Source organism: Paraglaciecola sp. (assembly GCF_039942875.1).
Lineage (GTDB): Bacteria > Pseudomonadota > Gammaproteobacteria > Enterobacterales > Alteromonadaceae > Paraglaciecola.
Window position 1 is genome coordinate 364,852 of sequence record NZ_JBDVBQ010000026.1, and the last position, 20,210, is coordinate 385,061.

The window sequence follows — 20,210 nt, forward strand, 5'->3', positions numbered from 1 at the left end:
ACTAGGATATATCAGCTTAAAACCATGAGAACAAAAGCCCTCACCTGCCATGGAATTCATCAATAAGAATAGAGAGCTTCTCTTGTAGATGTTCTTCAAAGTCATCCAATTCTTTACCAAAAACATGTAAATATTTTTCAGCTTTATCATGGTCCAATAGCTTGTTATTAGTTTTGTATTCGGTCTCAGGTAAAGATTTGTCGTAACGTGGGGTGATCACCCAACGAACGAAATCAGAATCTAATCCTGCGACTTCTTTCTTGGCAAACTTACAAAATTTTTCTATATGGTCTGCACCATCAGGACCCAAACATCCCGGCTCAACTCGAAAAGTAACAGTAAGCTTTTTATACAGAGGTAGAGGTAGTTCTAGAGTCATATGATTTGATCCTTTAATTACTCAAAAACTTATCAAATTACTGCGTACATAGCTACAAAAAAGGTCGGGATAAGCCCGACCTTTTGTTAGTTTTAATTACAATATAAAAGTATATTAGCTTTTAGAAGCCTGATAAATACTCTCTATAGAGGCATCCATAGTTGCATCAAAGTCTGCGTCAGTTTGCTTCGCACTTAAGCCTTCAGATAACGCGCGAGAAAAACTAGCGATCATTCCAATATTATTGGTCAACTTACTATTTGCTTCTTCTCTAGCGTAACCACCTGACAATGCAACAACTTTAAGCACTTTAGGGTGCTTAACAAGTTCTTCATAAAAATTATCTTCTTCAGGTAAAGTTAACTTCAACATTACTTTTTGATCAGCATCTAACTTATCTAAATGAGTTAAAATAGAAGCCTTCAACATTGCTTCTGCTTCAGATTTTTCAGGACTATGAATATCAATTTCTGGCTCAATAATCGGCATAAGGCCAGCAGCTAATATTTGCTTAGCAACTGCAAATTGCTGTTCAATAACCGCTTCGACACCTGCTTCGTTAGCTAATTTAACAACTGAACGCATTTTAGTACCAAATACGTTTTGAGCATTTGCCTTAGCTAATAAAGCATCCAAATCAGGCATGGCTTTTAAAAGTTGCGTGCCATTAACTTCTGCTTCCAATCCTTTATCCACCTTCAAGAAAGGGACAACTTGTTTGACATTCCATAAATAACTAGCAGTACTTTGGCCTTCAATTTCTCTATCAAGTGTATTTTCAAATAAAATAGCACCTAACACTCTGTCTCCATTGAAAACACTTGATGTAATAATTCTAGTGCGCATTTCGTGCACCTTAGTAAACATCTCTTCATCACCTTCATATTCTGATGCTTCTACACCATATATAGCCAAGGCTTTTGGGGTACTACCACCACTTTGATCCAGAGCTGCAATAAATCCAGTCTGTGCGTCAATTTTTGCAAGCATGTCTAATTGAACTTGTGATGCCATTTGCGTCACTCCTTTACGTACTGTTGACCAACAAAAAGTCGGTATGTAGGGTTTATATTATTGGGCGTACTTGCCCTAAAATTGAAAGTTTTATAACTTCTCTAATTTTTCTTTATTTAAGAACCTCTATTAAGAGGCTCTTGATTCTAACATAGCTACGGCTGGTAATACTTTACCTTCAACAAACTCTAGGAAAGCACCACCACCAGTAGAAATATACGATATTTTGTCGCTCAAATCCCATTTATCTATTGCAGCAAGCGTATCTCCGCCACCAGCAATAGAAAATGCACTACTATCTGCTATGGCTCTAGCAACGACTTCTGTGCCTTTTGAAAAATTATCAAATTCAAACACACCACAAGGGCCATTCCATAGTATAGTTTTTGCATTAGCTAATACAGCCGCAACATTCGCGGCTGTTTGTGGTCCATAATCCATGATCTCTTCATCATCTTGAACCTCATCAACGGCTTTCACTACTGCAGGCTCAGTATCAGAGAAGTTTTTACCTACTCTTACATCTACAGTCTCTGGAATATCTAAAGAGTCCATCAAGCGTTTTGCTTCTGGAATTAGATCTTTTTCATATAGTGACATACCTACATTGTTACCTCTAGCAGCAACAAAAGTATTTGAAATCCCGCCACCAACAACAAGTTGATCTGCTATTTTAGAAAGCGCATCTAACACAGTCAATTTTGTAGAAACTTTTGAACCACCTACTATGGCAACCAAAGGCCTAGCTGGGTTATATAAGGCTTTTCCTAGTGCCGTTAACTCGCCATCGAGCAGTGGCCCAGCGCATGCTACAGGCGCATACAATCCAACACCATGAGTAGAAGCTTGGGCTCGGTGAGCGGTTCCAAATGCATCCATCACATATACATCACAAAGTGCCGCATATTGTTTTGCTAAAGCTTCATCGTCTTTCTTTTCACCTAAATTAAAACGCACATTTTCTAAAACAACGACTTCACCTGCATCAAGCTCTACACCGTTTAGGTAATCTTTTTGCAAACTCACGTTTAGATCTGTCTTGGTTTGCAAATAATTCACAACAGGAAGTAAAGAAAACTCATCGGCGTATTCGCCTTCTGTTGGACGCCCTAAATGAGACATCACCATGACTTTTGCACCAGCAGCAACCGCAGCTTTTATCGTAGGTAAAGACGCACGGATACGTGCATCAGAGGTAACTACACCATCTTTGATGGGCACATTTAAATCTTGACGAATAAGAACTCTTTTACCAGCTAAATCTAGCTCAGACATTTTTAATATGGACATACTTTACCTTTACTTTACAAAATTGAATTAATCTACTGATAAACCCTAAGCTTTTTTGAACATAGCCTCTGCTGTGTCTATCATTCTATTCGCAAATCCCCATTCGTTATCACACCAAACTAGGGTTTTGACTAACTGTTTATGGCTGACTCTAGTCTGACTTCCATCTACTATACAAGAATGGGGGTCGTGATTGAAATCAACAGATACGAGTGGTTCCTCGGTATAATCTAAAATACCACTTAAGTAATCGCTTTTCGCTTCCTTCAAAGCGCGATTGACATCAGTCACTGTTACACAATTTTCAACCGTTACACTTAAATCCATTGCGGTTACGTTGATAGTAGGTACTCGCACCGCTATAGCTTCAAATTTCCCTGCAAACTTAGGCAAGATACGCTCAATACCCACAGCTAATTTAGTATCAACCGGAATAATAGACTGGCTTGCAGCGCGAGTCCTACGTAAGTCAGAATGGTATGCGTCTATAACTTGTTGATCATGCATTGATGAATGAATGGTAGTAACTGTGCCACTTTGCACACCAAAAGCATCATCTAATACTTTAATGACTGGAACGATACAATTAGTAGTACATGACCCACATGACACTATTATGTCGTCGTCGGTTAGCTCACCATCATTAATTCCAAATATTACCGTTGCATCCACATCAGGACCACATGGCTGAGAAAAAAGAACTTTTTGAGCCCCTTGATTTATATGCGCCTGTCCATCTGCACGGTCACTATGGACTCCAGAGCACTCCAGTACTAAATCAACCTCTAATTGCTCCCAGGGTAAATCATTAATATCTTGATGCTGTAAGAGCTGAATCTCATCATTTGCCACACGTAAGGTTTGACTATCTAAACTCACGGGAAAACCAAACCGACCATGAGATGTATCATATTTAAGTAAATGCGCAATACCTTCTGGCTCCGCTATTTCATTAATAGCGACAACCTGAATAGTTTGATTACGCTCGGTTTCATAGAGCGCCCGTAACACATTACGACCTATACGCCCAAAACCATTAATTGCTATACGTAACATAACACCCTTGAAAACATCATTTAAACTAACGACAAAGGCGCATAAATGCGCCTTAATGTTTAAATACTTGGCATATAAAACAAGCGTTTATATTAAAGCTCTTGCGCAGCTTTAACTACAGCGTCTGTTGTGATTCCAAATAGTTTTAATAATTCAGCGCCAGGTGCTGACTCACCGAAAGTTGACATACCTACAACAGCACCATCAAAACCAACATACTTATGCCAGAAATCAACGTGAGCTGCTTCTACTGCAACGCGTTTAGTCACGGCACGAGGTAAAACTGACTCTTTGTACTCAGCATCTTGCTGGTCAAATACACTAGTTGACGGCATAGATACAACACGTACTGCAGTACCTGCAGCAGTTAATTGCAACGCAGCTTCAACAGTAATGCCAACTTCAGAACCAGTAGCGATTAAAATAACTTCTGGTGTACCTTCACAATCTTTTAATACATAACCACCTTTAGCGATATTCGCTACTTGTGCTGCATCACGGGATTGGGCAGGCAAACCTTGGCGGCTAAAAATTAAAGCTGAAGGACCATCTTTACGCTCAAGTGATGATTTCCAGGCAACGGCAGTTTCAGCTCCGTCACAAGGACGCCACGTATTTAAATTTGGCGTTAAACGTAAGTTGGCAACTTGTTCGATTGGTTGGTGAGTTGGTCCATCTTCCCCCTGACCAATTGAGTCATGGGTATAGACGAAGATATTAGGAATTCCCATCAAAGATGCCATCCGTACCGCATTTCTGGCATATTCCATAAACATTAAGAATGTCGCCCCAAACGGTCTGAAACCGCCATGTAAACCAATACCATTCATGATCCCGGTCATACCAAATTCACGGACACCGTAGTACAAATAATTACCGCTGGCATCGTCAGCTGAAATACCTTTAGTACCAGACCAAATTGTTAAGTTAGACCCTGCCAAATCAGCCGAACCACCTAACACTTCTGGTAGTAATGTAGCAAACGCTTCGATTGAGTTTTGCGAGGCCTTTCGACTTGCGATATTTTCAGCTTTATCTTGAGAAGCTTGAATAAAAGCATCCGCTTTTTCAGCGAAATCTGCTGGCAAATCACCGGCTAAACGGCGCGTTAACTCTGCTGCTAATTCAGGATGAGCGCTTTCATAGGCACTGAAGCTTTCGTTCCACGCGTGTTCTTTTTCTGCACCAGAGGCTTTTGCATCCCAACCTTCATAAACATCAGCAGGAATTTCAAAAGGCGCATGGGGCCAATTTAAGAATTCGCGAGCAGCCTTAATTTCATCATCACCTAGTGGTGCACCATGACAATCGTGACTACCTGATTTATTAGGTGAGCCAAAACCAATAATAGTTTTACAACAAATTAGGGTGGGTTTAGCTGTTTCTGCTTTTGCAGCATCAATTGCAGCGGCGATAGCTTCTGGATCATGACCATCAACACCTGCAATAACATGCCAGCCATATGCTTCAAAACGAGCTGGAGTATTATCGGTAAACCAACCTTCAACGTGTCCATCAATAGAGATGCCGTTATCATCCCAAAATGCTACTAGTTTACCTAAACCAAGGGTACCCGCTAATGAACAGGCTTCATGGGAAATACCTTCCATTAAACATCCATCACCTAAGAAGCAATATGTGAAATGGTCAACAATATCAAAATCAGGCTTATTAAATTGAGCAGCTAAAGTTTTTTCAGCAATAGCCATTCCTACCGCATTACTGATCCCTTGCCCAAGTGGGCCCGTAGTAGTCTCTACACCTGGAGCATAACCATACTCAGGGTGACCGGGAGTTTTAGAGTGTAATTGACGGAAATTTTTAAGCTCTTCTATAGGTAACGCGTAGCCAGATAGGTGCAACAAAGAATAGATCAACATTGAACCATGACCATTTGATAAAACAAAACGGTCTCGATTTGCCCAATCTGGGTTACTAGGATTATGTTGTAAGTAATCCCCCCAAAGTACTTCTGCAATGTCGGCCATTCCTAGAGGTGCTCCAGGGTGACCCGAGTTGGCTTGTTGTACTGCGTCCATACTTAAAGCACGGATGGCATTGGCAAGATTTTGGCGTGTTGACATGTTGTCTCCTGACTAACGTTTTTATGTAGGGAGGAATAATTAAAAAAGCTAAAGGTTACTCCGAATTTAATAATCCATTTTGTATTAGGCTGCGACTAACTGCAACGGCAAATCACAGATGATTTCTGATTTGCATATGAAATTTATTTACACCTTAGCAGAATTAATTTCATAGACGTTTGGACGTCTAGATGTAAAGACTGGTATTTCTCAAATAAATTGTTAAACTAGGTCTATTAATAAAAAGCTTAAGCTGTCAAGAACGAGGCATTTATATGACATCACATCTTTTCACTTCAGAATCAGTATCTGAAGGCCATCCAGATAAAATTGCTGATCAGATATCCGATGCGGTACTTGATGCCATTTTAACGCAAGATCCAAAAGCGCGGGTTGCCTGCGAAACTTTCGTAAAAACCGGAATGGTATTAGTGGGCGGAGAAGTGACAACTTCGGCTTGGGTAGATATAGAAGAGATAACAAGAAACACAGTAAAAGAGATTGGATATGTACACTCTGATATGGGTTTTGACGCCGATTCGTGTGCCATTCTCAATGCAATCGGTAAACAATCTCCAGATATCAACCAAGGGGTTGACCGCACTTCACCTGAAGAACAAGGTGCGGGTGACCAAGGTCTGATGTTCGGCTATGCAAGCAACGAAACAGATGTACTTATGCCGGCACCCATTACTTACTCTCACCGCTTGGTGAAACGCCAAGCAGAAGTACGTAAAAATGGCACTTTGGCTTGGTTACGCCCTGATGCTAAAAGCCAAGTGACTTTCGTATATGAAGATAATCAACCGGTTGGCATTGATGCCGTGGTGTTGTCCACTCAACATGATGAAAGTATAAGTACTGCAGATCTTAGAGAAGCGGTAATGGAAGAAATAATCAAACCTGTTCTACCTGAAAAATGGCTATCTAAAGATACTAAATTCTTTATCAATCCTACAGGTCGGTTTGTGATAGGCGGACCAATGGGTGATTGTGGCTTAACAGGTCGTAAAATAATTGTGGATACCTATGGTGGTATGGCAAGGCACGGTGGCGGCGCGTTTTCAGGAAAAGATCCATCTAAAGTAGACAGGTCTGCAGCTTATGCAGGTCGATATGTTGCAAAAAACATAGTGGCGGCAGGTTTAGCTGATAAGTGTGAAATTCAAATTTCTTATGCAATAGGTGTAGCAGAACCCACTTCTATTGATATTGAGACATTTGGAACCGGCAAAGTATCTGACGCCCTTCTGGTTAAATTAGTGCGAGAGCATTTTGAATTAAGACCCCATGGTCTTATTCAAATGTTAGACCTAGAACGCCCTATCTACCAAGCGACTGCTGCATATGGTCATTTTGGTCGAGATGAATTTCCTTGGGAACAAACAGATTTGGCTGAAAAACTTAAAGCTAGTATCTAATCAGCGACTCATTAAAGCCTCCGTATTTGCCTCAGCTTTTACTGGGGGCTTTAAATTACTTTCTCAAAACCATCATAAACAAGAATTTTGCCTCAGGCAGTAATAGCAAAATAACCTCTTTGACTTCCCGTACTCACTAGCATTTTAAATAGACAGCTAACATGCAGTGAAAATCAATGTATGATCTTATTTTATTCATCTAAAGCATCAAAGGAGCGACCTTGTCATGTTACGCACCTATAACAGACTTTGTATTTTAACTTGTTTAATTTTAAGCACTGCCTGCGCTAAGTCCCCAACGGGCCGAAATCAGTTGAAACTTTATTCTAGCTCTCAATTAGCAGGGATGGGAGAACAAGCTTTTGACAGTATGAAATCCGAGCAAAACGTTTCAAACAAAGTCGTATCTAACCAATATGTTCAATGTATTGCTGACGCCATTACGCAGCATGTACCAAACTCAGTGTTTGCAGGAGAGTGGGAGCTAGTCGTATTTGATGAGCCACAAGTCAATGCTTTTGCTTTACCAGGTGGAAAAATAGGGGTTTATACAGGTTTAATGGGCGTGGCAACAAACCAAGATCAGCTAGCCGCTGTAATAGGGCACGAAGTCGGTCATGTTATCGCAGAGCATGGTAATGAAAGAATGTCTAGCAGTGCCTTAATAGGTGTTGGCTTAGAAGTTACAAATCAGTTATTGCAGACAAACAAAATTGCCAGTAGTAATGTCATCATGGCAGGCTTAGGCCTTGGTGTACAAGTTGGGGTGCAATTACCTTTTGGTAGAACTCACGAAACAGAGGCAGATTTAATAGGGTTAGAACTTATGGCCAGAGCCGGGTTTGATCCTAAAGAGTCAATTACGCTTTGGGAAAATATGGCAAAAGCAAGTGGTGATAACAGGCAACCAGAACTCTTATCAACCCATCCATTACCCACTACACGTATTAGTAACCTCAGCAACAACATGGATAATGCAATGCTATTTTATAATGCCGCCACAACTAAACCTAATTGTAGTTAAAATAGTCAGGTAAAGCTTAGATACAAAAAAGCCGCTCAAAACAGCGGCTTTTTTAATTACACTAATAATTAGTCATCTTTGTGTACATGTACATCCATTTGAGGGAACGGGATAGAAATACCTTCCTCATCAAAACGTAATTTAACTGCTTCAGTAAAGTCAAACTTAACAGGCCAGAAGTCACCAGACGCAACCCAAGGACGAACCACAAAGTTAACGCTACTATCAGCTAATTCTGCCACAGCAACTGTTGGTGCAGGATCTTTTAATATACGATCGTCAGCAGCAACCATTTCATTAAGAATAGCTTTAGCTTTCTTTAAATCACTGTCGTAGCCGATCCCAACAACCATATCTACTCGACGGGTTTCTTTCGCAGAGTAGTTAGTGATGTTACCGCCATAGATTGAACCATTTGGAACGATAATTTCTTTGTTATCACCAGTAGTCATAACGGTAGTGAAGATACTGATACTTTTAACGACACCAACAGCACCACCCGCTTCAATAAAATCACCTGCTTTGAAAGGTCTGAAAACTAGCAACATTACCCCTGCAGCAAAGTTCTGTAGTGAACCTTGTAGAGAAAGACCAATAGCTAAACCCGCTGCACCTAAGATAGCCACTAATGAGGTTGTATCTACACCTAATTGATCTAATGAGGCTACAATTACAAACAACATTAATATTGCTCTTAGGATGGCCTTAATAAAATCGATAAGCATGTCATCATATTTAGAGCGGGCCATAACCTTACCGAAAACGCCAATTAAAACGCCCACTACCATTTTACCTATGACATAGATAAGAAGCGCAAAAACAATATTAATACCCCATGGAATGATATAGGTATCAACCATCTGGGAAATCTTTTCTGCATCAAAATCAAACATGTGTTTCTCCATTCTTTATAATAATCAGAGCTTGTTTAAAGCCAAGCTCAAAAACTGCCGCAAGGATAAATATTCAGCAATGTAAAAGCCAGAAAAATAGTGCTTTATTATACTAATATACTAATTTTATAAACATAATTAGATGACTCAGTGAAATTTAAACCCATTAAATTTCTCAAGATTGCCTTTAAAAGTTGAATGATTTTTGAACACTCAAAAAAAATAATGTTATACTGCTGCCGCATTTTTATTATGCACACTTAATATTTTTAAAGGAATTGAGAATGTTATTAATTTATATATTAGCTACATGTTTGATGTCACTTCTAGTTTTTTCACTCTCTAGGGATAAGGGTAAACACACTAAATATGCCCGAAAAAACACACCAGTGATAACCTCAAAAGAAGGACCAAAACAATCGTTCACTAGGCAATATGCGATTGAAATAAACTAAAGCGAACGACTAGGCAGGTTAAAAAACCTGTCTAGCTTCATATATTTACTACTCTTTTTTGCTTTACGCTGCCACTACTTGATAACATTTATAAAAAATTGAGTGTTCCCCATGCGTATCATCAGAATTTATCATCCTCACCAGCTGTCAGTAGAAAGTCAAATTATACTCACGGACGATGCAACCAATCATGTCAGTAATGTACTTAGAGCCAGAGAAGGCCAAGCCGTAGTATTATTTAACGGTGATGGAAACGAATACAGTGCTCATCTTGCCCAAGTCAACAAACGCAAAGTAGTCGTCAATATAGATTCAAAATTATCGCTCAGTATTGAATCCCCTTTAGATATTCATTTAGCCCAAGGAATATCTCGTGGTGACAGAATGGAATGGGTTATTCAAAAAGCTGTTGAGCTGGGCATAAAAGAAATGACTCCCCTTATAACTGAACGCTGCGGCGTTAAGCTCAATCAAGAACGCTGGGTCAAAAAACATGAGCAATGGCTCAAAGTAGTCATTGGTGCATGTGAACAAAGTGGCAGAAATGTACTTCCAAAACTTAACCCCCCTACTCTATTTTCTGATTGGGTTACTATGTCAACCAACCAATTAAGACTGACATTGCACCCTAGAGCTGAGCAGGCTTTCAGACACATATCTATGCCGCCCGCTGGGGTTAGGCTGCTAATAGGTCCAGAGGGAGGTTTTACTGATCAAGAAATATATCAAACGGAACAGAATGGATTTCAAACTGTCCAATTGGGTCCCAGAGTATTACGCACAGAAACAGCTGCTGTAGCATCAATTGCAGCACTGCAGGCAATTCATGGGGATTTATAAAAAGTTATAAAAATTTGAGAAGAATATATACTCAAGGTGCATTAGAAAATACTTAAAATGATGACAGTCCTTTGAACTGTCATCATTAATAATCAAAATTAATGGAGCATTCTGGTTTTGATCGTGCCATCAATTTTTAATAACTGCTCAAACGCCTCACCAGCATCATCCGCTTCAACATCAATAACTACATAACCAATGTTTTCATTGGTTTGTAAATATTGTGCGGCAATATTTAAGCCTTTTTCAGCAAACGCTTGGTTGATTTGTGTCAAAACACCCGGTGCATTCTTATGAATATGTAATAAGCGCGACCGGTTTGTATGCTCAGGTAAAGAAACTTCCGGAAAATTAACAGCTGATAAAGTAGAACCATTATCACTATATTTCGCAAGCTTACCCGCCACTTCAATACCTATATTTTGTTGAGCTTCTTGTGTACTTCCGCCAACATGGGGGGTCAAAATAACATTTTCAAACTTGGTCAATGGCGATTCAAATACTTCATTGTTAGACTTAGGCTCCACTGGGAACACATCAATTGCCGCCCCCGCTAATTTACCATTTTCAAGCGCATCTACCAAAGCACCAATATCTATGATTGTGCCTCTAGCAGCATTCATCAAAATAGCGCCGTCTTTCATCATGGCAAACTCTTTGGCACTAAACATGTTTTGAGTTTGCACAGTTTCCGGTACATGCAGGCTCACCACATCTGAGGTATTTAATAAATCTTCTAAGGTTTTAACTTGAGTCGAATTACCTAAAACCAATTTACTTTCAATATCAAAAAATTGAACTCGCATGCCTAAATGTTCAGCCAAAATGCTTAACTGGGTGCCAATGTGACCATAACCAATAATACCTAGAGTTTTACCTCTGGCTTCATAAGAACCAACGGCGCTCTTATCCCATACGCCGCGATGGGCTTTAGCATTCTTTGCTGGGATATCTCGCAATAAAAGGATCATTTGTCCTAAAGCCAACTCAGCCACAGAACGAGTATTTGAAAATGGAGCATTAAAAACAGGAATACCACGCTTTTGTGTAGCATTTAAATCTACTTGGTTGGTACCAATACAAAAACAGCCTACTGCCACTAACTTGTTAGCGGCATTAATAACCGCTTCGGTTAACTGAGTGCGAGAGCGAATACCAATAAAATGAACATCTTTAATTTTTTCAATTAATTCATCTTCTGGAAGCGACGTTTTTAGGTACTCAATGTTTTCGTAGCCGTTAGCATGCAGAGTATCAACCGCGCTCTGATGTAAACCTTCCAATAACAGGATTTTAATTTTTTCTTTAGGTAATGACACTTTACTCATAAGGGTTCCCACTTAAGAATTGCAATTAAAGACATCTGGACGTCTATTTGGATGAGAAAATAACAGAAACCTAAGCATATAGAAAGGTAAAAGATGGGATTAGTTAGACCAATTTATTTATTAGATATTCTTCAGTTGGTACTAGCTTCAAGAACGTTAAAAAAGGAATGCTAATTAGCTTGTCACTACCCTGTTTATGAATATAGATTTATAAACTAGCTGGGGACTAAGGATACATTTTCAAGTAACTTGAGGGCATCCAAATTCTGCAGCGCCAATTGGCAGCCACTACCGTACAGCGCATAACCTTGGGAACAATCCACCTGCCATTGACGCAAGACATAAGCCGCAACCGCAGCACGTTGCTGAACCTTTAAGACCCCGTCACTCATACCATAATCCATTTCAATTGCTCTAGATTGTTTCAAGTTGGGGTGTGGAATAAGTATGAGCTCTACTAGTTGGTTCCATTGTTCATCATAAGGGCTAGCTTCATGAACATGCAGCGAGCCCTCCATCAAGTCAACAAAGGTAAAACGTGTACAAACAAAATCTCTAAATTTATTATTTTTTCTATCATAGGCACGAACATGCCATCTATGCCCATTGTTAATTAATGAATGAGGAACAATTGCTCGTATTGTTTCTCCAGAACTTACCGATACATAACCACACTTTATTGCCTTCTTATTATGTATAGCGCGCATTAAACCACTGATGATCTGAGTACTGGGGTGGATCAAACGCACGGCATCAAAGCACTGTTCTGTGGGCTGGACTCCTGTAGATATACCATTACCAAAACCACGACTTAAGGATGACAGTATGACTTCGGGATCATGATTAAAAATAGCTTGGAACGTTTCAGTACGATGATAACTTTTAGTCTGATGTTGCAGCACAAGATTATCTGGGGCTAATTCTTTATAGGTACTGAAGTCTCGTGTACTCGCTGCTAACCCAGTTTTAAAACGTTGTATAAGATCGGTACGCGCAACATGCCCAAAAAACTGTAAACTAAAATCGATAAAAGCTAAACGGTCACGCTGTGCATGGGGCAGCTCAGCTAAAGTTTGTTTCGTTGCAGTACTCTCGGTCATTTCTCATCCCTTTAAACTAAGACTCATTATGAGTCGATATCTAGAGATTAAATCACCACACCAACAAATGCAATCATTTTGATTACATCTAGATTTGTTAGATGTTTTTCACTATTTATAATTCAAACTTCTATTAATTTATTTAAGTCTGCGTATGTAATCTAAATCTACTTACCCCGTATAATACAGGCAATTAGTCGTACCAAAGGAATTACACAATGCTTATGCAATTAACGCCTCTTCAAGCGCGGATTATTGGTGTGTTACTCGAAAAAGAAATCACCACACCGGATCAATACCCTTTGTCTTTGAACGGCCTAACGTTAGGCTGTAACCAAAAAAGTAACCGTGACCCCGTGATGCAATTAACTGAGTCTGAGGTGCAAAACACCTTAGATGAACTTCGTGATAAGAAGTTAATTTTTGAACACACTAGCTCTGGCAGCAGAGTGACTAAGTACAAACATAGATTTTGCAATACCGAATTTAGTGGTCTTAAGTTTAATCGTCAGCAGCTCGCCATTATATGCGTGATGCTATTACGCGGTCCACAAACTCCTGGTGAATTAAGAACTCGCACCAATCGATTAGCAGAATTCGCTAATGTAGATGAGGTTGAAACCTCCCTTAATACCTTACAAGCATTAAATGATTTACAACTGGTTACCAAACTAGAACGAGAGCCGGGTAAACGAGAATCTCGTTATGCGCATTTATTCTGTGGGCCAGTAGAAACTTCAGTTAATACTCTAATACAAGCACCAAACCCATTACCAAGTTCAGAGAAAAATAATGACACTATAGTTCGCAAAGAAACTAAGCAACGAATGAGTCGTATCGTTATTCATCAAGGTACCGTTTACTTATGTGGACAAGTTTGTGCAGATGCAACCCAAGATATCGAACAGCAAACCCAAACCATGCTTGATAAAGTAGAGCAATTACTAGAAGACGCAGGAAGTGATAAAGAGCATATGCTAAGTGCCACACTCTACATTAAAGATATGCAGGACTTCGCCGCCATGAATCAAGTTTGGGATAACTGGGTTCCAGAAGGATACGCCCCCGCTAGAGCCTGTGTACAAGCCTCGATGGCAAGACCTGAACTATTGGTAGAAATATCAGTCATAGCAGCACAAAAATAGCCACATTAAGCTTATTTTATAGACATATATTTAAAGAATAAAAATGTATGCCATTAATATGAATACTAGGCAAAGAAATTGCTTTACGTTTTTCACATATCAAAATATTGACGTTACCACGAGGCTGTTGATATTTCGGGACTTTTTGCAGCAAGAGATACGCCAGTGTAATAACAATGGTGAGTAGTGAACTTGTCTACGTCTTGCCCTACAGGTGCTTCCGAATATCAAACAGTGTCGTACTTTGGAGTTTGTGTGAAAAAAGTAGCAATAACCACCCCTTTAGTTTTGGCATTTTTAAGTGGATGTGGAGGAGGAGGAAGTGGCAGCAGCTCATCAGGAGGTTTTACTGGCCAAACTTATAATTGGCAAGTAATTCATTTAGAAACCACATCAGCTGAAAATATAGAAGAAGGCTGCATTATTTTTGGCACCTCAGAAAATGACACCGATAAAGTTATTACCGCTTCTGTAGCTAATACCAACTACAACATTTTGTTCCATGATTCTAATGGCTCATTATTAGAAGACTATACGATAGCCGCAGAGGACGTTGCATCCACTGGAATAGTCAGTATAGACAGTTCATTACTCCCAGATAACGGCTACATCACATTAGAAGAAATAGAAAGCGGCTTAAGCGATAACCCTAATGTTTATATGTTTAGTGTTGAAAAGTCGCTGTTATCAGATTTAGTTGTGAATGTTCGCCTTCCACAAACCGGCAGTGACTGTTACACCGGAGAAGATTACCGTGCAAATTCCGAAATCTCTGACTCAGCTGCCTTAAGTGTACTTGAACAAGCCAACATTAATTTTTACCAAACGAGCTACTCTGAAGAGTTAGTGAGCGGAAAATCTATTTCATCAAATATTCCCGTGTTATCACCTATCCCTGCAGAGAAAGACACCTTAGTGACGGCTTTCTATGAGAGTGAGAACAATCAATATACAGATTTGGGATATTATACTTTCGTTGACTCCAGTTACATTTACGATACCGAATTAGCAGCTGAAATAATTTCTTCTAATTTACAGAATACTGATTTAACACCATTTTATTGGCAAACATCAGACAATATAACACTAAACTCAAGCAGTGCCATTACCATTATCTTCAATGAAAACACCTATCTATGGCAATATATTTACAACGATACTGACCAAGTGACCTTAGCTATTAATGATAATGACATAAGTAGTTGGGCAGGTTTTTTCTCAGGTTCAGAAAATACCACTCAATGGCAATTTGACAGTTTTCAGACCATCACAAATAACACCACCAATATAGAACTGGATATTCCTGAACTAAATTCTATTGAAAACATGCAGCTAATAGAGAACTGCTCCATAGATACCGGTTCTGCCGACTATTGCATTGATAGAGGAGCTAGCTTTGATCCTGATGACTTTAATTTTCAACGTACCCATATAAGATTGCTATCAGGGGCAAGCAATAACACTGTGTACCAAACCATTTATGGCTCACCATCGTTACAACAACCTTTGTTAGAAAGCAGTGTGTTAGACATTCAGCCTAGTGCGACTTCTCGAATAGAAATAGGGTTAATGCAGGGCAACTCTACAGATGAAAACTTGCAATACTTTATGGACAAGTACTTGGATGTCACGACATTAGCCGAAACAAGTACGGTTGCTAATTTCAATGATGCTAATGGCTTTGTAACCACTCCCTTAGAAAGCGAAGCTCTACATCAAGCAATACTCGAATCTAATGTGACCTTTGTGCAGCATGGGGTCGAATAAAAACATCTAGTGTTTCATTTAGTAACAGAACAATAATTGAAGCAATAACAAACACCCACTTTCATTCTAGGGAGTTGTTATTGCTATTATTCTTTAGGGTAGCTTCTTCAAACATTGCATAACCCATGCTTTTAACTGCTGTTCACTCAAGCCACCAGAGAGCCTATCAATCTCTTTCCCATGATGAAAAAATATTAAAGTTGGAATACTTCTAATGGTGGCAGCAGCAGAAACCTGTTGAGCTAATTCAGTGTTAACCTTAGCAAATAAAATTGAGTCCGACTGTTTAGCCACACGTTCAAAAACGGGAGCCATAGTTTTACAGGGTCCACACCAGCTTGCCCAAAAATCAACAATAACCGGTAAGTCATTCTTTTCGATGTAACGATAAAAATTAAGATCTGTTAATTCAACACTCGTAGTGGGTACAGCTAAATTTTTGCACTTTCCACACTTAGCTAACGTGTGATCTTTATCTTCTGGTATACGATTAATAGCAAAACAATGAGAGCATACTAAATACATTTATAATCCTATTGATGAAATATCTGTGTTAGAAAAAGTGAGTTGATTGTTTTTCCTTATTATCCAATTTTTAATATGTAATTGCATACACTCTAAACCGCCCATATTTTTCAAAAAATCATCTACTGAAGGTTTTTCAGATCCATTAAATTGATAATAGCATTTCAACACCCGCTGTACTTTCCACTGATGAAAGGAAGCAATCGCACGTTTATCGGTGGCATTACCTATAGTAAAGCTATGCTCACCAATGGTCCTAGGTATGCTCGTACTTTTAGGGTTAGCCTGATCCCACTTTTCAAGGTGTTCAATCGTGCTTTGTAACACGGGCCATTGCTCTTTAAACATTCTTTCTAATAGGGGGGTTAAACTTGTAGGTATCTCATCATTGCTTAAGTACGCTCCTTCTGGAACATCTTTTTGGTTCATTCTCAGCACCCATTTGGCAACATTAGGCGCAATTGCTTTCATGATTTTACCAGGAGCTGGGTCGCGGAATAAATGCGCATAAAGAGGTCCCATTAATGCAAAGTCACCAATACAAGGCTTGCTCCCAAGTAAATATTCATGCTCAGCAAAATGTTCATTTAGCAGCTTCAGCACATGATTTTCATACCAATCTTCGATAGCAGGAATAGTTTTATCCGTAATTCCTAACATAGGTACAAAACCTTTAAACTTTGCTCCTATTTTTTTACCAACAAAAGCGCGAATAAAGCCTGGCATATTAGGTAGAACCACCTTTCCAAACTCTTCATAAATAAACGGGAAATTATCTTTATTCCATCGATAATGCATAGCTGGGATCACTAACCATTCATCTCCCCAAGTTTCAAACAAATAGGATACAAGCTTTTGCCTGGCCGTAGCAGGGATAACAGAACGGCTCGGATGCGCCTTTTCAAGTGTATCGATAATATATGCGGTGTCCTGCAAGTATTCGTCTGAGGGAGTTTTTAATACAGGAACGAAACGCACCCCAGTATTGGGTACAATGACATTTTTATAGACCTTTAAAGATGAAAAAACCTCTTGATAAGGTATCTGCTTATAATTTAGATATGCTCTGGCTTTGCCTGTATATAAAGACATAGGCGCACCATAGAGGGTGTATTCATTAGACATTATATTTGCTCAACTTTTACTAAAAAGACGATTGCTTAAACCGCCTTTAGCCTAAATACCTTTCAAACAAACGCCATTTATTTTACGAATACATAACAATAAATCACCTTACTGACTAAAGGTGCTTCTAAAAACAGAAGGTTATTGGTTCTCTACAAAACTTAATAGTTTGCTTACTGTATTCCAATTTCGAGCGGTGGTAGCCACCCCAAGGCAGCGTTCAATTTTAGCAGTCAGCTTAGAGCGACCAATTCCATCAGGGGCATGTAAATACAGCACAGTTCCAAGTAACGCGAAAGACTCACTTTCAGCTTTTACAGCTTGTAAACTTTGTAAATCTGGAGAAGGGGCAGTTTCTTCTAAAAAGTATAGATGCAGAGTTTTTGGCTCACGCTCAGCATATTTAAAAGGAATGGCATTAGCCAGCTGATGAAAGGTTTCAAACCTAAAAGCCATCACCCTAATGGTAAAGCCAAATTTTGACATAATATTGGTAGCAATATCTGACGCCACGTTATCAGCAGACTGGCTCGGGTGAAACAAAGACACATTGCCACTTTGAATATAGGTGTTAACACCACTACACCCCATCAACACTAAAAGTTCAGATAACTGCTTCATCGGCAAAAGATTGTTGCCACCCACATTTATGCCTCTTAACAAAACGATAAAATGACTCATTAATTCGTTGCCAAAAAGGCCGTCAAACTATCCAGCATTTCAGTATGTTTAGGGTTCGCTTTGGGTACATCACAAGGCATAACCTCTTCAAGTAGTGATCCATCAACACCAATTTCAGATACCTGTTGTGAATTAATAACCACATCGGCATGACAAACATCTAGCTCTTTAGGTAATTCATACAAAACACTATTAGCTTGGTTCTGCTCTATCAAACTTTTAACACCAACAATTGGCGTTGTTCTATCGGCAACAGAGTGAGCCGCAAAAATAGGTAAGTCGACTTTTGCGCCCTGCTCTATTAATTCTCTTATCGAAAAAATAACTTCAACCAACTCAAACGCAGCGAAACGAGCTACATGGGGATATTTATAAGGATTGGCATTTTCGGATTGATAATCACCATCTAAAAATTTTGCAAGTAACTGTATACCCCAAATTTTAGCCATAGACTCAACGTTAGAGTCTAAAGCTAACGCTCCTGAAAATAGCACTAAGCCACTTATTTTTTCTGGATTTTGTAAAATATATTCCGAAGCTAACGCTCCCCCTGTAGAGAAACCTCCCATATAAACTTTTTCACCCAGTTGTTCAGAAACATTGGTCACCTCAGCAATATGTGAGCGCCACCTATCTGCAAGTGCAGAATCTTCCATATCAGCATCAGGCTCCTTTTTTCCATGACCTGGTAACAAGGCGACTACCACGTTGAAGCCTTGTTTATGGATAGATTGAGCGATGGAGCGGAAATAAAAAGGCGAGTCACTTAATCCATGGAACAACACCATAACTTTTTCAGTTTTAGCGCCGTGATGCAAAATATAAGGAGCATTTTTGTCATTTCTTAACGCACTTGAGCACACTCTAAACACGTTTATCTCAGGAATTAAACAGCCTTGGGTTGACCCAAGTTCGGTTTGATAAATATCATCAAATTTATCAAAAACCGGCTCAATACCTTGAGCAAACACAAAGTTAGTGAAAGTAGCTGTCAAAAAAAGTACGAAAATATAGGGTTTCATAGCAAGGGTTTCTTATTTTAAATTGAGCTCATACTAATCCTTGTCACTACATAGATTCAACCATAACCTATGAATATAATTAGCTTTTTCCTAAGTGCTTAATGAATGGTCGCAGACATGAGGATACAAAAACGGTTAATGGAATGAACTCTCGACCTTTGACTAGTTGTGAAGGTGTAATATTAATTTTCCAGCCAAAATGAGTAGTTACTTAGCCCTTAACTACCATAAATTCCAGATACAAAAATGGCGCTATTTAAGCGCCATTTTTTACGTTAACTAAGACTACGAAAAGTAAGCTTCTAAATCATCAGAGCCACCAATCAACTTGCCACCGATAAAGACTTGAGGCCAAGACTCATTACCAGATAGCGCTTTAAGGCCAGTGAAAGAAATCTCACGTCCCATAACAAATTCTTCGTAAGCCAAACCTTTTTCGTCTAGTAAGTTTTTAGCTTTTGCACAAAATGGGCAACCAGGCTTAGTTAACACAGCCACTGGTTCAGGCTTAACTGCTTCTGGTGCAATATACTCAAGCATAGTGTCAGCGTCTGATACTTCAAATGGGTCGCCAGGCAAATCTGGTTCGATGAACATTTTATCTACTACGCCATCTTTAACCAGCATTGAATAGCGCCAGCTACGCTTCCCAAAACCAAGATCAGCTTTGTCTACTAGTAACCCCATGCCGTCAGTGAACTGACCGTTACCGTCAGGGATTAGCGTAACGTTATCTGATTCTTGCTCTTCAGCCCATGCGTTCATTACAAATGTGTCATTTACAGACATACATACAATTTCATCTACGCCATTAGCTTTAAATACATTCGCTAATTCATTGTAACGAGGTAAATGCGTAGAAGAGCATGTTGGCGTGAATGCTCCAGGCAAAGAGAAAACTACAACAGTTTTACCTTTAAACAATTCATCAGTCGTTAAGTTTACCCACTCATCGTTAACACGAGCTGGAAAAGTACAACTAGGAATTGCTTGGCCTTCTTTATTTTCAAAATTTGGGTTAGACATAATATATTATCCTTACATGTTTAGTTTGAATCGGG

The 20,210-nt window shown here is 39.3% G+C and carries 18 protein-coding genes and 1 pseudogene; 6 read left to right on the forward strand and 13 right to left on the reverse strand.

Features of this window, described 5'->3' with window-relative positions; genetic code table 11:
• Positions 1 to 40: 40 nt before the first annotated feature.
• The 5 genes from ABJE44_RS10025 to tkt all read right to left on the reverse strand — a co-directional run bounded on the left by ABJE44_RS10025 (position 41) and on the right by tkt (position 5,823).
• The gene (locus tag ABJE44_RS10025; RefSeq protein ID WP_348111904.1) at positions 41 to 379 is read right to left on the reverse strand and encodes a hypothetical protein; all 339 of its coding nucleotides are present in this window, start codon (positions 377 to 379) and stop codon (positions 41 to 43) included.
• 114 nt (positions 380 to 493) lie between these two features.
• Entirely contained in the window at positions 494 to 1,393 is a 900-nt protein-coding gene (locus tag ABJE44_RS10030; RefSeq protein WP_348111905.1) for a fructose bisphosphate aldolase, read from the reverse strand.
• Positions 1,394 to 1,522: 129 nt separating this feature from the next.
• The gene (locus tag ABJE44_RS10035; RefSeq protein ID WP_348111906.1) at positions 1,523 to 2,683 is read right to left on the reverse strand and encodes a phosphoglycerate kinase; all 1,161 of its coding nucleotides are present in this window, start codon (positions 2,681 to 2,683) and stop codon (positions 1,523 to 1,525) included.
• A gap of 45 nt (positions 2,684 to 2,728) precedes the next feature.
• On the reverse strand, positions 2,729 to 3,739 hold the full coding sequence (gene epd, locus ABJE44_RS10040) for an erythrose-4-phosphate dehydrogenase (protein ID WP_348111907.1): 1,011 nt from the start codon (positions 3,737 to 3,739) through the stop codon (positions 2,729 to 2,731).
• Between the two features lie 92 nt (positions 3,740 to 3,831).
• Positions 3,832 to 5,823: a transketolase gene (tkt, locus tag ABJE44_RS10045; RefSeq protein WP_348111908.1), complete on the reverse strand. Its 1,992-nt coding sequence runs from the start codon at positions 5,821 to 5,823 to the stop codon at positions 3,832 to 3,834.
• Between the two features lie 275 nt (positions 5,824 to 6,098).
• Here tkt and metK point away from each other — a divergent pair, with 275 nt between their 5' ends.
• Positions 6,099 to 7,244, forward strand: coding sequence for a methionine adenosyltransferase (gene metK / locus ABJE44_RS10050; RefSeq protein ID WP_348111909.1), 1,146 nt, complete (start codon positions 6,099 to 6,101; stop codon positions 7,242 to 7,244).
• 226 nt (positions 7,245 to 7,470) lie between these two features.
• A complete protein-coding gene (locus ABJE44_RS10055; protein ID WP_348111910.1) occupies positions 7,471 to 8,268 on the forward strand; it encodes a M48 family metallopeptidase in 798 nt (265 codons plus the stop codon).
• 68 nt (positions 8,269 to 8,336) lie between these two features.
• Here the strand turns inward: ABJE44_RS10055 and ABJE44_RS10060 are convergent, their stop codons facing one another.
• Complete coding sequence (locus tag ABJE44_RS10060) at positions 8,337 to 9,161, reverse strand: mechanosensitive ion channel domain-containing protein (protein WP_133468341.1); 825 nt, start codon at positions 9,159 to 9,161, stop codon at positions 8,337 to 8,339.
• A 566-nt stretch (positions 9,162 to 9,727) separates the two neighbouring features.
• On the opposite strand from ABJE44_RS10060, the gene ABJE44_RS10065 reads away from it, so the two are divergent.
• Complete coding sequence (locus tag ABJE44_RS10065) at positions 9,728 to 10,456, forward strand: 16S rRNA (uracil(1498)-N(3))-methyltransferase (RefSeq protein WP_348111911.1); 729 nt, start codon at positions 9,728 to 9,730, stop codon at positions 10,454 to 10,456.
• 98 nt (positions 10,457 to 10,554) lie between these two features.
• Here ABJE44_RS10065 and serA read toward each other — a convergent pair whose 3' ends face one another.
• A complete protein-coding gene (gene serA, locus ABJE44_RS10070; RefSeq protein ID WP_348111912.1) occupies positions 10,555 to 11,784 on the reverse strand; it encodes a phosphoglycerate dehydrogenase in 1,230 nt (409 codons plus the stop codon).
• 215 nt (positions 11,785 to 11,999) lie between these two features.
• Positions 12,000 to 12,884, reverse strand: coding sequence for a WYL domain-containing protein (locus tag ABJE44_RS10075; protein WP_348111913.1), 885 nt, complete (start codon positions 12,882 to 12,884; stop codon positions 12,000 to 12,002).
• 224 nt (positions 12,885 to 13,108) lie between these two features.
• Here ABJE44_RS10075 and ABJE44_RS10080 point away from each other — a divergent pair.
• The 3 genes and pseudogenes from ABJE44_RS10080 to ABJE44_RS10090 form a co-directional block, all read left to right on the forward strand.
• Positions 13,109 to 13,603, forward strand: a pseudogene (locus tag ABJE44_RS10080) (YceH family protein); the annotation flags it as partial.
• 108 nt (positions 13,604 to 13,711) lie between these two features.
• Positions 13,712 to 14,029, forward strand: a complete 318-nt coding sequence (locus ABJE44_RS10085) for a RidA family protein (RefSeq protein ID WP_348111967.1) — start codon at positions 13,712 to 13,714, stop codon at positions 14,027 to 14,029.
• 255 nt (positions 14,030 to 14,284) lie between these two features.
• The gene (locus ABJE44_RS10090; RefSeq protein WP_348111914.1) at positions 14,285 to 15,796 is read left to right on the forward strand and encodes a hypothetical protein; all 1,512 of its coding nucleotides are present in this window, start codon (positions 14,285 to 14,287) and stop codon (positions 15,794 to 15,796) included.
• Between the two features lie 93 nt (positions 15,797 to 15,889).
• Here ABJE44_RS10090 and trxC read toward each other — a convergent pair whose 3' ends face one another.
• The 5 genes from trxC to ABJE44_RS10115 all read right to left on the reverse strand — a co-directional run bounded on the left by trxC (position 15,890) and on the right by ABJE44_RS10115 (position 20,175).
• Entirely contained in the window at positions 15,890 to 16,321 is a 432-nt protein-coding gene (trxC, locus tag ABJE44_RS10095) for a thioredoxin TrxC (RefSeq protein WP_348111915.1), read from the reverse strand.
• Entirely contained in the window at positions 16,322 to 17,446 is a 1,125-nt protein-coding gene (locus ABJE44_RS10100) for a glutathione S-transferase (protein ID WP_348111916.1), read from the reverse strand. It abuts the gene before it with no gap.
• Between the two features lie 141 nt (positions 17,447 to 17,587).
• Positions 17,588 to 18,127, reverse strand: a complete 540-nt coding sequence (locus ABJE44_RS10105; protein WP_348111917.1) for a DUF1697 domain-containing protein — start codon at positions 18,125 to 18,127, stop codon at positions 17,588 to 17,590.
• On the reverse strand, positions 18,127 to 19,149 hold the full coding sequence (locus ABJE44_RS10110) for an alpha/beta fold hydrolase (RefSeq protein WP_348111918.1): 1,023 nt from the start codon (positions 19,147 to 19,149) through the stop codon (positions 18,127 to 18,129). The genes ABJE44_RS10105 and ABJE44_RS10110 overlap by 1 nt, the downstream gene beginning before the upstream one ends.
• Before the next feature lie 285 nt (positions 19,150 to 19,434).
• Entirely contained in the window at positions 19,435 to 20,175 is a 741-nt protein-coding gene (locus tag ABJE44_RS10115; RefSeq protein WP_348111919.1) for a glutathione peroxidase, read from the reverse strand.
• Between the last annotated feature and the right edge of the window lie 35 nt (positions 20,176 to 20,210).